General features: G+C 64.1%; 12 protein-coding genes. 8 read left to right on the plus strand and 4 right to left on the minus strand.

Features of this window, described 5'->3' with window-relative positions:
* Positions 1–42: 42 nt before the first annotated feature.
* Entirely contained in the window at positions 43–975 is a 933-nt protein-coding gene (locus P3T18_RS22640) for a LysR substrate-binding domain-containing protein (protein WP_006051768.1), read from the minus strand.
* A gap of 251 nt (positions 976–1,226) precedes the next feature.
* Between P3T18_RS22640 and P3T18_RS22645 the strand changes: the two genes are divergently transcribed.
* The 4 genes from P3T18_RS22645 (at position 1,227) to P3T18_RS22660 (ending at position 6,121) form a co-directional block, all read left to right on the plus strand.
* Positions 1,227–2,828 carry an ABC transporter ATP-binding protein gene (locus P3T18_RS22645; protein ID WP_429302199.1) on the plus strand — a complete coding sequence of 534 codons (1,602 nt, stop codon included), beginning with the start codon at positions 1,227–1,229 and terminating at the stop codon, positions 2,826–2,828.
* A 66-nt stretch (positions 2,829–2,894) separates the two neighbouring features.
* Complete coding sequence (locus P3T18_RS22650) at positions 2,895–4,001, plus strand: ABC transporter permease (RefSeq protein WP_429302200.1); 1,107 nt, start codon at positions 2,895–2,897, stop codon at positions 3,999–4,001.
* An 18-nt stretch (positions 4,002–4,019) separates the two neighbouring features.
* Positions 4,020–4,949, plus strand: coding sequence for an ABC transporter permease (locus tag P3T18_RS22655; RefSeq protein WP_429302201.1), 930 nt, complete (start codon positions 4,020–4,022; stop codon positions 4,947–4,949).
* Positions 4,950–5,026: 77 nt separating this feature from the next.
* A complete protein-coding gene (locus P3T18_RS22660) occupies positions 5,027–6,121 on the plus strand; it encodes a BMP family ABC transporter substrate-binding protein (protein WP_429302202.1) in 1,095 nt (364 codons plus the stop codon).
* An 87-nt stretch (positions 6,122–6,208) separates the two neighbouring features.
* Here P3T18_RS22660 and P3T18_RS22665 read toward each other — a convergent pair whose 3' ends face one another.
* Entirely contained in the window at positions 6,209–6,415 is a 207-nt protein-coding gene (locus P3T18_RS22665; protein ID WP_429302203.1) for a dodecin, read from the minus strand.
* Positions 6,416–6,599: 184 nt separating this feature from the next.
* On the opposite strand from P3T18_RS22665, the gene P3T18_RS22670 reads away from it, so the two are divergent.
* From P3T18_RS22670 to P3T18_RS22685, 4 genes are all read left to right on the plus strand, one after another.
* Positions 6,600–7,481, plus strand: coding sequence for an NAD(P)-dependent oxidoreductase (locus tag P3T18_RS22670; protein WP_429302204.1), 882 nt, complete (start codon positions 6,600–6,602; stop codon positions 7,479–7,481).
* A 135-nt stretch (positions 7,482–7,616) separates the two neighbouring features.
* Positions 7,617–9,209 carry an ABC-F family ATPase gene (locus tag P3T18_RS22675; protein ID WP_429302205.1) on the plus strand — a complete coding sequence of 531 codons (1,593 nt, stop codon included), beginning with the start codon at positions 7,617–7,619 and terminating at the stop codon, positions 9,207–9,209.
* 246 nt (positions 9,210–9,455) lie between these two features.
* On the plus strand, positions 9,456–10,646 hold the full coding sequence (locus P3T18_RS22680) for an NAD(P)H-dependent flavin oxidoreductase (RefSeq protein ID WP_429302206.1): 1,191 nt from the start codon (positions 9,456–9,458) through the stop codon (positions 10,644–10,646).
* A gap of 69 nt (positions 10,647–10,715) precedes the next feature.
* Positions 10,716–11,444, plus strand: coding sequence for an OmpW/AlkL family protein (locus tag P3T18_RS22685; protein WP_429302207.1), 729 nt, complete (start codon positions 10,716–10,718; stop codon positions 11,442–11,444).
* Between the two features lie 21 nt (positions 11,445–11,465).
* Here P3T18_RS22685 and P3T18_RS22690 read toward each other — a convergent pair whose 3' ends face one another.
* Both P3T18_RS22690 and P3T18_RS22695 read right to left on the minus strand, forming a co-directional pair.
* Positions 11,466–11,669 (minus strand): DUF1289 domain-containing protein, encoded by a 204-nt coding sequence (locus tag P3T18_RS22690; protein WP_429302208.1) that lies wholly within the window; start codon positions 11,667–11,669, stop codon positions 11,466–11,468.
* Between the two features lie 219 nt (positions 11,670–11,888).
* Positions 11,889–13,241, minus strand: a complete 1,353-nt coding sequence (locus tag P3T18_RS22695) for a phospholipase A (protein WP_429302209.1) — start codon at positions 13,239–13,241, stop codon at positions 11,889–11,891.
* Positions 13,242–13,444 lie beyond the last annotated feature (203 nt).

The raw sequence follows: 13,444 nt of genomic DNA on the forward strand, positions 1-13,444 counted from the left end.
AAGGCTGCATGAACACGCAGCCTTCCGATGCAAGGCACAAGCTTAAGGCTTGTCGATCAGCGTTCTGGTCGCTTCGGCGACGAGGCTGCGCAGCCAGCGCACTTCGTCGGAGTAATGCACGCGCTCGTGCCACAGCTGGTAGTACTGCATGGGCGGGAAATCGAGCGGCGCGGGCACCACGGTAAGCGGCAGGAACTTGGCGTAGTAATCGGCAAACAGGCGCGTCGTGGTGAAGATCAGATCGGACTTGATCAGCACGTACGGCGCCAGATTGAAGTACGGCAAGGTGACGACCACATGACGCTTCAACCGTTCGCGCGCCAGATGCACGTCGATCGCGCCGCGCTGGCCGACCGAGTAGGGCGTCGGCGCGAGGTGCGGGGCGTTCAGGTACTGGTCGAGCGTCAGACCGCCGCGTTTGGCGAACGGATGCGTGTTGCTCATCAGGCAGACGATCTGGTCGACGAACAGATTGGACAGATGCAGCTGCTCGGGCGGCTCCGGCCAGTTGCCGACCACGATGTCGAGCTTGCCGTCTTCGAGCGCGAGTTCGTAGTCGAAGGCCGGCCCGAGCGAGTGAAATTCGAGCGTCGCGTTCGGTGCGGCCTGGCGAAACCGTTCGACCACGGTCGGCACGAACAGCACGTTCAGGTAGTCCGGACAACCGATCCGGTAGCAGCGGATCGAGGTGGCGGGGTCGAAGTTGTGCTGCTGGAACTTGATGCGCTCGATTTCGCGCAGCGCGTTCTGCACCGGTTCGAGCAGACGCAGACCGTATTCGGTCGGCACCATGCCGGACTTGCCGCGCACCAGCAGCGGGTCGCCGGTGATGTCGCGCAGGCGGCGCAGCGCCGCGCTGATGGCGGGCTGGGACTGATTGAGCTTGACGGCCGCGCGCGTGACGCTGCGCTCCATCAGAAGGGTATGCAAGACGCGTAAAAGATACGTATCGATCGCCTCGCGTTGCTGACTCATGACTTCTCCGAAATATATGTTCTGGCTGATCGAACGGGCGTGGGTGTATATGACTTTTAATATGAACACAAAGCCGCGTCAAGGGTGGCATACCCGCAGAGCACGCTGCGGCGCGGGTTTGCGGGGAATTTTGGCGGCTCGACTGTCTGGGTCGAATTAGGTATTGTCATCCGGTTGTGGTGACGGATCGCTTACCGCCGAGGTAGGCGGACGCCCCATCACCGGTAGTCTTCGACGTACTACGGAATCACATGAGCGACTCTTCTTATAGCGACGGCGCCGCCGCGCAGCCGGCAAAAAGGCCGGAACAGGCGGCGCCCCGGTTGGTGCTCGAAGGCATCACCAAACAGTATCCGGCCGTCCGCGCCAATGACGACGTAACATTGATCGTCGCGCCGGGTGAAATCCATGCCGTGCTCGGCGAGAATGGCGCCGGCAAGAGCACGCTGATGAAGATCATCTACGGCGCGGTGCGGCCCGACGCGGGCGAGATCCGCTGGGAAGGTCAGCCGGTCGAGATCGCGAGTCCGGCAGCCGCGCGCAAGCTCGGCGTCGGCATGGTGTTCCAGCATTTCTCGCTGTTCGAGACGCTCACGGTCGGCGAGAACATTGCGCTCGCGCTGGACGAACCCTTCGACCTCAAAACGCTTTCCAAACGCATTCGCGAAGTGTCGGCCGATTACGGCCTCGACATCGATCCGCAGCGTCACGTGCACAGCCTCACCGTGGGCGAGCGCCAGCGCGTCGAGATCGTGCGCTGCCTGTTGCAGAACCCGCGTCTGCTGATCATGGACGAACCGACTTCCGTGCTCACGCCGCAGGCGGTGCGCAAGCTCTTCGCCACGCTGCGCCGGCTCGCCGCCGAAGGCTGCAGCATCCTGTACATCAGCCACAAGCTCGACGAAATCCAGGAACTGTGCGACACCGCCACGGTGATGCGCGGCGGCCGCGTGACCGGTCACGTGAAGCCGAAGGAAGAAACGCATGCGTCGCTCGCGCAGTTGATGGTCGGTCATTCGCTGCCCGATTACACGCGGCGCGAACACAAACCCGGCGCGGTGCTGCTCGACGTCAAGGCGCTCTCGGTGGAAAGCGACGACCCGTTCGGCACTTCGCTCGACAACGTGTCGTTCGGCGTGCACGCGGGCGAAATTTTCGGCATCGCGGGCGTGTCGGGCAACGGTCAGGCGGAATTGCTGTCGGCCTTGTCCGGTGAAAAACGCGGCGCGCGCGCCGACGCCGTGACGATCTGCGGCAAAGCGGCAGGGCGACTTGGCGCGGGCGGCCGGCGCGCGCTCGGTTTCGGTTTCGTGCCGGAAGAGCGTCTGGGACGCGGCGCGGTGCCGGCCATGAGTCTTTCCGAAAACGCGCTGCTCACCGCGCACCGTCAGCAGATGGTGAACTCGGGCTGGATCAGGGCGGGCGCGATGCGCGCGTTCGCGAAGCGCTGCATCGAAGCCTTCGACGTGCGTTGCGGCGGCGCCGACGCGCTCGCGCAGAGTCTGTCGGGCGGCAATCTGCAGAAATACATCATGGGACGCGAGATCCTGCAGGCGCCCAAGGTGCTGGTGGTGGCGCAGCCCACGTGGGGCGTGGACGTCGGCGCCGCGGCGTTCATCCGTCAGCAGTTGCTCGATCTGTCCGCGCGTGGCGTGGCGATTCTGGTGATTTCCGAGGAACTGGAGGAACTGTTCGACATCTGCGATCGCATCGCGGTGCTCGCGCGCGGCAGACTATCGCCCGTGCGTGCGACCGGCGCGACCAACGCCGAGGAAATCGGCCGCTGGATGGCGGGCCTGTTCGGCGACCGCGAAGGCGCGGCGCCGTCGGCGGAACAGCCGGCTCACGCCTGAGCGCCAGAACGCCAGAACGTCCAAGCCTCGAAGCCGGCCAGAACTCAACATAACGACACGCTACCCATGATTCTTCCGTATCGACTCGAAGCGCGCACCACGCCCTCGCGCACCATGCAACTCGCGGTGCCGGCGATCGCCGCGCTGCTCACGCTCGCGATCGGCTTCCTGATCTTCAGCCTGGTGGGCCGCGATCCGTTGCAGGCCATGCACGCCTTTTTCATCGAACCGCTGTCGAGCGTGAACGGCTGGTCCGAACTGCTGCTCAAGGCCTCGCCGTTGTGCCTGATCGGCCTCGGGCTCGCGATCGGCTATCGCGCCAACGTCTGGAACATCGGCGCCGAAGGACAGATGCTGCTCGGCGGCATCGCCGCGAGCGGCGTGGCGATCTACTTCGACCAGGCCAGCGGCTGGTGGATCCTGCCGACCATGATGATTGCCGGCGTGCTCGGCGGCATGGTGTGGGCTGCGATTCCCGCGCTGCTCAAGAGCCGCTTCAATACCAATGAGATTCTCGTCAGCCTGATGCTCACCTACGTGGCGACGCAACTGCTGATCTATCTCGTGAGCGGCCCGTGGCGCGACCCGCAGGGCATGAATTTCCCGCTCTCGGAGATGTTCAGCGGCGACGCGCTGTATCCCACTTTCTCCGGCGACTGGCACTGGAAATGGCTGCGCGGCACGCGTCTGAACGCGTCGGTGTTCGTCACGCTGATCGCGATTCCGCTCGTGTGGCTGTTCATGCGCAAGAGCTTCGCGGGCTACCGGATGAACGTCGGCGGTCTCGCGCCGCTCGCCGCGCGCTACGCCGGTTTCTCCGACAAGAAAACCATCTGGACGTCGCTGCTGATCAGCGGCGGTCTCGCGGGCCTCGCCGGGATGGGTGAAATCGCCGGTCCGATCGGCCAGTTGCAGGCCACGTGGTCGCCGGGCTATGGCTTCACCGCGATCATCGTGGTGTTCGTCGGCCGCTTGCATCCGTTCGGCATCGTGCTGGCGAGTCTGCTGATGGCGCTGCTGTACCTCGGCGGCGAAGCGGTGCAGACCTCGATGCAATTGCCGCAGGCGCTCTCGGGCGTGTTCCAGGGGCTGTTGCTGTTCTGCCTGCTGGGCGCCGACCTGTTCGTGAATTACCGCGTGCGCCGGCGCTCCGTCGCCGTGCAAGCCCACTGATTTTCCCGCCGGACACCCATGGATATCCAACAAGCCAGCGCGCTCACGTCGAGCGCCGTCACCGCCGCGATCCCGCTGATGTTCGCGGGCGCGGGCGAACTCGTCACCGAAAAATCGGGTGTGCTCAATCTGGGCGTGGAAGGCATGATGCTGATGGGCGCCGTGACCGGCTACGCCGTCACCGCCGTCACGGGCAGCCCGTGGCTCGGCGTGCTCGCCGCGATCGGCGCCGGACTCGCGATGTCGCTGCTGTTCGCGTTCCTCACGCTGACCATGCTCGCCAACCAGGTCGCCACCGGCCTGTCGCTCACCATCTTCGGCATCGGTCTGTCGGCGTACGTCGGCAAGCCGTACACGTCGGCTGCCGTGCGCGCCACCATCGACACGTGGACGATTCCCGGTCTCTCGAAGATTCCGGTGCTCGGACCCGCGCTCTTCAGCCTCACGCCGCTCGACTATCTCGCGTTCCTGATGTTCGCCGTGATCAGCTGGTTCCTGTATCGCACGCGAGCGGGTCTGGTGCTGCGCTCGGTCGGCGAATCGCCGCAGGTGGCGCATTCGGTCGGCTTTCCGGTAGTCGGCGTGCGGTACGGCGCGGTGGCCTTCGGCGGCGGTATGGCGGGCCTGGCGGGCGGCTATTACTCGATCGTCAACCTGCACCTGTGGCAGGAGCAGCTCACCTCGGGACGCGGCTGGATCGCGCTCGCGCTGGTGGTGTTCGCGACGTGGCGACCGGGGCGTCTCTTGATCGGCGCCTTGCTGTTCGGCGCCGTGACCGGTCTGCAGTTTTACGCGCAGGCGATCGGCGTGCCGGTGCCGACGCAATTTCTCGCCATGCTGCCTTACGTGGCGACGGTGGTCGTGCTGGTGCTGATCTCGCGCAATCCGAACACGATCCGCCTGAATGCGCCGGCGTCGCTCGGCAAGCCGTTTTTCTCGGCGGGCTGACGGCCTGGCAACGTCCTTGGCTGCAAGAACACAAACAGAAAATCTCGAATCAACTGATAAACACGACAGGAGAAAACATGAAGAGAAGAAATCTGCTGACCGCCTTCGCATGGGGCGCGGCCTCGCTGGCGCTCGCCGCACCGCTCGCGCAAAACGCGCAAGCCGCCGACGCGCCGGGCGTGGCCTTCGTCTACCTCGGCAATCCGGGCGACGCGGGCTGGACCTTCGCGCACGACCAGGGCTCGAAGGAAGCGGAAGCGAAGTTCGGCAGCAAGATCAAGATCACGCGCATCGAGAACGTGCCCGAGTCGGCAGACTCCGAACGGGTGTTCCGCGATCTGGCGAACAAGGGCAACAAGATCATCATCGGTTCGAGCTTCGGCTATCAGGATTTCGAACTGAAGGTTGCGAAGGATTTCCCGGACACGGTTTTCCTGCACGCCACCGGCTACAAGAAGGCGCCGAATTTCGGCACCTATGACGTGCGCATGTATCAGGGCGCCTATCTGGCAGGCGTCGCCGCCGGTTACGTGACGAAGACCAACACGCTCGGCTTCGTGGCGTCGGTGCCGATTCCGGAAGTGATCCGCAACATCAACGCCTACACGCTCGGCGCGCGTTCGGTGAATCCGAAGATCCACACCAAGGTGATCTGGATCAACAGCTGGTTCGATCCGGGCAAGGAAAAGCAGGCCGCTGAAACGCTGATCGGTCAGGGCGCCGACGTGCTGCTGCAGAACACCGATTCGAGCGCGACGCTCGCGACCGCATCCGAGAAACACGTGCATGCGTTCGGCTGGGATTCGGACATGAAGAAGTTCGGTCCCGAGGCTCACCTGGGTTCGGTGGTGGCGCACTGGGGCGTGTATTACAACGCGGCGATCCAGCAGGTGCTGGACGGCAAGTGGAAGAACGATCCGGTGTGGTGGGGCATTCCGCAAAAGGCCGTCAATCTGGAAGACCTGAACACCTCGGCGATTCCGGCTGACGCGCAGGCCAAGGTGGCCGCGAAGCGCGACGAACTGGCCGGCGGCAAGTGGGACGTGTTCACGGGCCCGATCAAGGATCAGGGTGGCGCAGTGAAGGTGCCGGCCGGCAAGACGCTGACCGACCCGGAATTGCAACGTCTGAACTGGTACGTGGAAGGCGTGGACGGGACGCTGCCGAAATAAGGCGCGTCGGATAGTCCGTCGCTTCGCCTGTTTCCGGCAAAGCTGCGTCCGTGAAGGACGCAGCTTTTTTTACGCCTGCGTGACTCGTCACTCGATCCGCAATCCGACCTTGATGGTCACCTGCCAGTAGACGACCTTATCGTCCTCGATATGGCCCCGCGTTTCCGTAACCTCGAACCAGTGCAGATTGCGCAAGGTCTTCGACGCTTTCTCGATCGCGGTGCGCACGGCGTCGTCGCTCGATTTCGTCGACGAACCCGTCAGTTCGATCTGCTTGTAGACGTGGTCTGACATGAACTTCCTCCTTTGATCTTCGTTGGTGTGCAAAAAGTATAGGCAATGGAAGGTCGCCGACATGGGCCGGCGCGTTCCGCGCACGAACCTGTCATGTCGCACATGGCATGCCCGATATGCCGGCGCGCGACGCGGCCGTTATCATGGGCGCGCCATTCAATCCGACACGTGACGAGGTTCGAAAGTGGAAATTGGTTTTTGCGGTCCCGGCCTGATGGGCGCGCCGATGATCCGGCATCTGCTGCGCGCGGGGCATGCCGTGCATGTCTGGAACCGCACGCGCGCCAAGGCCGACGCTCTGGTGAGCGACGGCGCGCAGGTGGTGGATTCGCCGCGCGATCTGGCCGGACGTTGCGAAGCGGTGCTGCTGTGCGTGGCGGACGCGGCGGCGGTCGAGCAGACCGTGTTCGGCTCGACGGGGCTGCTGGGCGGCGGCGCGCCAGAGCGTGTGCGCTGGATCGTCGATCACTCCAGCATCGCGCCGGCCGCGACGCGCGCGCTCGCGCAGCGCGCGGCGGCCGCGGGCATCGGCTGGATCGACGCGCCGGTGTCGGGCGGCGTGGCGGGCGCCACGGCGGGCACGCTGGCGATCATGGCGGGCGGCGCCGCGGCGGATGTCGAGGCCGTCAGGCCGGTGCTCGGCGCTTACGCGTCGCGTGTCACGCATATGGGCGACGCGGGCGCGGGGCAAACCACCAAGCTGTGCAATCAGGCGATCGTGACGGCGACGCTGGCGGCCATCGCCGAGTCGGTCAGCCTCGCGCAGCGCAGCGGCATCGACGCGTCGAAATTGACCGAAGCGCTCGCCGGCGGCTGGGCCGATTCCGTGCTGCTGCAGATTTTCGTGCCGCGCATGACGCAGGACGGACTGGCGCCGATCGGCGCTTTCCGCACCTTCCAGAAAGACGTCGACACGGTGGCCGCGACCGCCTACGAAACCGGCACGCCGATGCCGGTGGTGTCGACCGTGCAGCAGTTGCTGCGGCTCGGCGCGGCAATGGGGCTGGCGGATGCGGATCTGTCGGCGTTCATCGACGTGCTGCAAACGCCGCGCGGCGGCGCCTGACGTGCGAGGTGGGGTGGCGGGGCGGCCCGCCACCGGCGGCAAAATACCGGAGAGCGTCTCGCGCGTGGGTTGAAATCGGGATAACCTGCTAAAATATTGGGTTTTTCGCCGATATCACATTCAAAGGGACGCGCCGTGCTGTCTACCGCCAATATCACCATGCAATTCGGGCCCAAGCCCCTCTTCGAGAACATCTCGGTCAAATTCGGGGGAGGGAATCGCTATGGCCTGATCGGTGCGAACGGCTGTGGCAAGTCCACCTTCATGAAGATTCTGGGTTCCGACCTGGAACCGAGCTCCGGCAACGTGATGCTCGAACCGAACATCCGCCTCGGTAAATTGCGCCAGGATCAGTTCGCGTACGAAGACGTGCGCGTGCTCGACGTCGTGATGATGGGCCACGCCGAAATGTGGGCCGCCATGACCGAGCGCGACGCCATCTACGCGAACCCGGACGCCACCGACGACGACTACATGCACGCCGCCGAGCTCGAAGCGAAGTTCGCCGAGTACGACGGCTACACGGCCGAAGCGCGCGCGGGCGAACTGCTGCTCGGCATCGGCATCGCGATCGAAGACCACAATGGTCCGATGAGCAACGTGGCGCCGGGCTGGAAGCTGCGCGTGCTGCTCGCGCAGGCGCTGTTCTCCAAGCCGGACGTGCTGCTGCTGGACGAGCCGACCAACAACCTGGACATCAACTCGATCCGCTGGCTGGAAGACGTACTGAACCAGTACAACTCCACGATGATCATCATCTCCCACGATCGACACTTCCTGAATCAGGTCTGCACGCACATGGCCGACATGGACTTCGGCACGCTGAAGGTCTATCCGGGCAATTACGACGACTACATGCTGGCCAGCACGCAGGCGCGCGAGCGTCAGCAGAACGCCAATGCCAAGGCGAAGGAACGCGTCGCCGACCTGCAGGACTTCGTGCGCCGCTTCTCGGCGAACAAGTCGAAGGCACGTCAGGCAACCAGCCGTCTGAAGATGATCGACAAGATCAAGATCGAGGAATTCAAGCCGTCGTCGCGTCAGAATCCGTTCATCCGCTTCGAATACGAAAAGAAGCTGCATAACATCGCGGTAGTGGCCGAGAAGATCTCCAAGAAGTACGAACGCCAGATCTTCAACGACTTCAGCATCAGCGTGCAGCCGGGCGAGCGTATCGCGATCATCGGCGAAAACGGCGCGGGCAAGACCACGCTGCTGCGTTCGCTGCTGGGCAAGCTGGCACTCGATCACGGTGACGTGAAGTGGGCTGAAAACGCGAACGTCGGCTACATGCCGCAAGACACGTACGAAGAGTTTCCGGACGACGTCACGCTGATGGACTGGATCGACGGCTACCGCAAGGAAGGCGACGACGAGCAGATGGTGCGCGGCACGCTCGGCCGTTTGCTGTTCAACGCCGACGACATCCGCAAGTCCGTCAAGGTGCTGTCGGGTGGCGAAAAAGGCCGCATGATCTGGGGCAAGCTGATGCTCGGCCGCCACAACGTGCTGCTGATGGACGAGCCGACCAACCACATGGACATGGAGTCGATCGAATCGCTGCAGATCGCGCTGGACAAGTACGACGGCACGCTGATTTTCGTCTCGCACGACCGTGAATTCGTGAGCGGCCTCGCGAATCGCATCATCGAAGTGAAGACGGACGGCACGCTGAACGACTTCGGCGGGAACTACGAAGACTTCCTCGCGAGCCAGGGCGTGCAGTAAGCACTCTTTTGCCGCAATGCATGGCATGACGTGCCATGAACCAGTCGAAGCCCGCTTCCTTGAAGCGGGCTTTTTTCATGGCGCGCTGCGGCGATTCGCTGCAGCGCTGAAACCGCTGCGAATGACCCGCATCAACGAATTGTCGCGCGTGCGTGAGCGACGCGTCGATCCGTTGATCCAGAACAAGGAATGCGCTTGGCGACCGTCGATGATCGACGCTTCGTCAGCTCAATCATCGGGTCGTTCATGCTCAACTCTCATCCTTTTGCTCCGCTCGTCGTGCGGGGCCGTGCGCTGTTGCCGGTCGTGCAGGGCGGCATGGGCGTCGGTGTCTCGGCGCATCGTCTGGCCGGCAGCGTCGCGCGGGAAGGCGCGCTCGGCACGATCGCCAGTATCGACCTGCGGCATCATCATCCCGACCTGCTCGAGCGCTGCCGCAAAGCGCCCGATCGGGCCACGCTCGAAGCAGCCAATCTGAGCGCGCTGACGCGCGAAATTCACGCGGCGAAAGCACTCGCCGAAGGTCGCGGCATGATCGCCGTCAACGTGATGAAGGCGGTCAACGCGCAGGCCGATTACGTGCGCGTGGCCTGCGAAAGCGGCGCGGATGCCATCGTGATGGGCGCGGGTTTGCCGCTCGATTTGCCGGACATGACCCGCGAGCACGATGTTGCGCTGATACCGATTCTCTCGGACAGCCGGGGCGTCACGCTGGTGCTGAAAAAGTGGATGAAGAAAAACCGTTTGCCCGACGCGATCGTGATCGAACATCCGGCGCACGCCGGCGGTCATCTCGGCGTGAGCAGTCTCGCCGACATGCACGACGCGCGTTTCGATTTCGCGCGCGTGTTCGACGAACTCGACACGGTATTCACCACACTCGGCTTGCGTCGCGAGGATGTGCCGCTGATCGTCGCGGGCGGCATCAATAGTCATGCGCGGGTGCGCGAGTGGCTGGATGCCGGCGCGAGCGGCGTGCAACTCGGCACACCGTTCGCCGTCACCGAGGAAGGGGATGCGCATCCGAATTTCAAGCGCGTGCTGGCCGAGGCCACGCCCGACGACATCGTGGAATTCGTCAGCGTGACGGGGCTGCCCGCGCGCGCGGTGAAAACGCCGTGGCTGATGCGTTATCTGCGCCACGAAAGCCGTATCCGCGACCGGATCGGCGCACTGAAACACGCTTGCCCCACGGCGCTCGACTGTCTGAGCGCGTGCGGCCTGCGGGACGGCATCGAAAAGTTCGGTCACTTCTGCATCGACACACGGCTCGCGGCGGCGCTGCGCGGCGACGTGACCAACGGTCTGTTTTTCCGGGGCCGTGAAGCCTTGCCGTTCGGCACGGCGATTCGTAGCGTGCGCGATCTGCTGGAATTGCTGCTGACCGGCGAGGCGCGACCCGCTGTCGCAGGGCGTTGGGCGTTCTCATTGGGTTGATGCGGGTCAACCTCGCGACGCGCGAGAGCTTCGACAATTTCCTCAAGCCAACAAACACACGGGGAAATCATGAAGCACTCGTCTACCAGCACGATCGACCATCGCGTAAGCGGCGCAGTTTGCGGCAAAGTCAGCCACGGAATCAGCCGCAAAATCCGCCGCAAATTCAGGGCCGCCGCGCTCGCGGCCGGCCTGCTATGCGCCGGCGCCTTCGCGCCGTCCGCCCATGCCGCCGGTGACGACGATCTGAACGGGATTCACGCCGGCGACGTGCTGGTGCGTCTGCGCGCCATCAGCATCATGCCGGACGTGGGCACGAACCATACGCTGTCGGCGTTGAACGTGGACGTCAACAATGCCATCGTGCCGGAACTGGATCTGACCTACATGATCCGCGATTACCTCGGCGTCGAACTGATTCTGGGCACGTCGCGTCATCAGGTCACGTCGAGCCTCGGCAATCTCGGCGGCGTGAACGTGCTGCCGCCCACGCTGCTGCTGCAATACCACTTCAATCACGCGGGACGCATCCGTCCGTATGTCGGCGCGGGGATCAACTACACGTTGTTCTACAACGACGGATTGAGCGCGGGCGGCCAGTCGATTGCGGTCACCAATCACAGCTTCGGCCCGGTGTTGCAGGCCGGTGTGGACGTGCAGGTCACGAAGACGCTGTTCGTCAATGCGGATATCAAGAAAATCTGGATGCACACCGACGCCTCGCTGGGCGGCCAGGCGCTCGGGCGTCTGAATATCGATCCCGTCGTGGTGGGACTGGGCGTCGGGATGCGGTTCTGAGTGCGCTGCCAGGCGCGGCGCTTACAGCTTGTCGTACTTGAAGCGCATGGCGGTACCTTCCTGCTCGATCCGAACCCACACGGCGCGCTTTTCCTCGTCGCTCAGGAAGACCCAGTTGGAGACTTCCATGGCAGTGCGCCCGCAGCCTTTGCAGACGTCGTCGAACAGCGTGGAGCAGACGCCGATGCACGGGCTGTCGGGAAGATCGTGAAGATTCGAAGACATCGGAAACCTTGAGAGGCGGAAAGCGGAGTTCCGCTATGTTAACCGATGCGGCCGGCGCGCCTCGCCGCATCGCGCGACAAGGCCGCGACGCACGCACGTTTGGCAGCATTCGCCGTGCGCGCCTCGCTCGCTGCCGCCTGTTCGCCGCCTGCCGTCCGCCGTCTTCCGCCGGCTGCCACCCGCGCGTCATTCGCGGGCCGCCGTACGCTTCGTTTCGACCTAGCGCGAGATGCTGTAGCCGATACGCGCGATCCAGTGCTGCCGGTTGTTGTAGTCGAGCAGATCCTCGCCGTAGCCGTTGAAATAGCCGACCCAGATATAGCCGCCCCACGCGCTGCCGAGCACCTTGGCGAGGGGATAGGTGAATTGCGTATCCACGCTGCCGTACCAGTGCTTGGTGCCTTTGCGCACGGTGGTCGCCAGTTGCCAGCCGTCCGGGCTGCCGTACTTGACGAGCAGGTCCACGTAGCCGCGATAGTCCGCGATATCCGGATTGTTGCTGGTGCCGAGGTAGTAATAGATTTTCGGCGAGACCGTGAGGTGGTTGGCGGTAAGGTCGCCGAATTCCCACGTGGGACGGATGAACGGCATGTTGATGCTGCGCGAGTCGGTGCCGGCTTTGCCGTTCGATTCGTGCGCGATACCGGCGCTGAATCCCATGCGCGTGAAAAACGGGCTGCGCCAGCCAGTGTCCGGCACGTAGTAGAACAGTTGCGGGCTATAGGTCGTGTCGCGGAACGGCCGCGAATCGGCGGAGAGATCCCAGATCGAGGTCTGCGTGTAGGCGAAGTAGAGATTGTCCACGAGACTTTTCGAGCGCAGATCGTCCGGTATGCGGATGCGATATTTGAAGCTCAGTTGCAGCCGCGCATTGGTGTCGCCGTTGCGGCCGGCGGCGATGTACATCGGCTCGTAATACGACAGATGCGAGAACAGGCCGCGTCCGGTGCTGGAGAGCGAGTCGCCGGGCGGCGAAATCGCATCGCCCGTGGGGCCGGCCACCACGGCGGCTGCCGTGGCGACCTGCGCGGGCGTGGTCGCCTGGGTTTCGGCGTGCTCGGCCTGCGCGACGGCGTCCTGCTCCTTGCCGCGATTGATGACGACGAGCGCCGGCGAAGCGTCGAAGCCGACGGGATCGAGACGCACCTGGCCGCGCGCCGACGCCGGCCACGGCGCCGAGAAGCGCACCTTGAGAAACTGTCCCGGCCGCAGATGCAGCGTGTCCGGCACGCCCGGTTCGCGGACGAGGTCGAGCGGCTGCGGCGCCTGCTCGCCGCTCGTCAGACTCATCTTCAGCGTGGGCGGCACGGTGATGGTGAGCGGTTTGGCGTCGTCGGCGGAATAGAGAATGGTGATCTGCAGCGGCTGATTGGCGGCGGCTTCACGCGCCGGCTGGAGCATTGCAATCGTCGCGTGGGCTTCGCCGTAAAGCGCCGGAAAGGCCAGCAGGGCGGATAACCGGATGGCGCGTGCCGTGCGCGAGGTCTGGGCGAACGGTGCGAACGGCGTGGGCAGCGATGGCCGAGGTGCGGAGCAAAAAGCAAGGCGGGCGAATGCAGCGTGAAAACGCATGGGCGAAGGTCCATCCAGATGATAGTGAAGTAGCAATGCCGCGAGCGGAGCGGGGCGGTCGGCGACGCTCGCAGACGTGCGCCGATGTACCGGATCGATCGCGGAAATCGCTAAAAAAATGGCACGACAACAGGGTGAGACAGAGCAAAACAGAACCGCAATGAGGCGATAACCGCCGGACGCCACGTTCACGCGTCACGCCG

Source organism: Paraburkholderia sp. GAS199 (assembly GCF_050436585.1).
Lineage (GTDB): Bacteria > Pseudomonadota > Gammaproteobacteria > Burkholderiales > Burkholderiaceae > Paraburkholderia.

Bases quoted from the DNA above. Each gene is read 5' to 3' on its own strand.
- P3T18_RS22665 (WP_429302203.1), bottom strand. From the start codon at position 6,415: ATGTCAGACCACGTCTACAAGCAGATCGAACTGACGGGTTCGTCGACG.
- P3T18_RS22690 (WP_429302208.1), bottom strand. From the start codon at position 11,669: ATGTCTTCGAATCTTCACGATCTTCCCGACAGCCCGTGCATCGGCGTC.
- P3T18_RS22680 (WP_429302206.1), top strand. From the start codon at position 9,456: ATGCTCAACTCTCATCCTTTTGCTCCGCTCGTCGTGCGGGGCCGTGCG.
- P3T18_RS22685 (WP_429302207.1), top strand. From the start codon at position 10,716: ATGAAGCACTCGTCTACCAGCACGATCGACCATCGCGTAAGCGGCGCA.
- P3T18_RS22645 (WP_429302199.1), top strand. From the start codon at position 1,227: ATGAGCGACTCTTCTTATAGCGACGGCGCCGCCGCGCAGCCGGCAAAA.
- P3T18_RS22655 (WP_429302201.1), top strand. From the start codon at position 4,020: ATGGATATCCAACAAGCCAGCGCGCTCACGTCGAGCGCCGTCACCGCC.
- P3T18_RS22660 (WP_429302202.1), top strand. From the start codon at position 5,027: ATGAAGAGAAGAAATCTGCTGACCGCCTTCGCATGGGGCGCGGCCTCG.
- P3T18_RS22650 (WP_429302200.1), top strand. From the start codon at position 2,895: ATGATTCTTCCGTATCGACTCGAAGCGCGCACCACGCCCTCGCGCACC.
- P3T18_RS22640 (WP_006051768.1), bottom strand. From the start codon at position 975: ATGAGTCAGCAACGCGAGGCGATCGATACGTATCTTTTACGCGTCTTG.
- P3T18_RS22695 (WP_429302209.1), bottom strand. From the start codon at position 13,241: ATGCGTTTTCACGCTGCATTCGCCCGCCTTGCTTTTTGCTCCGCACCT.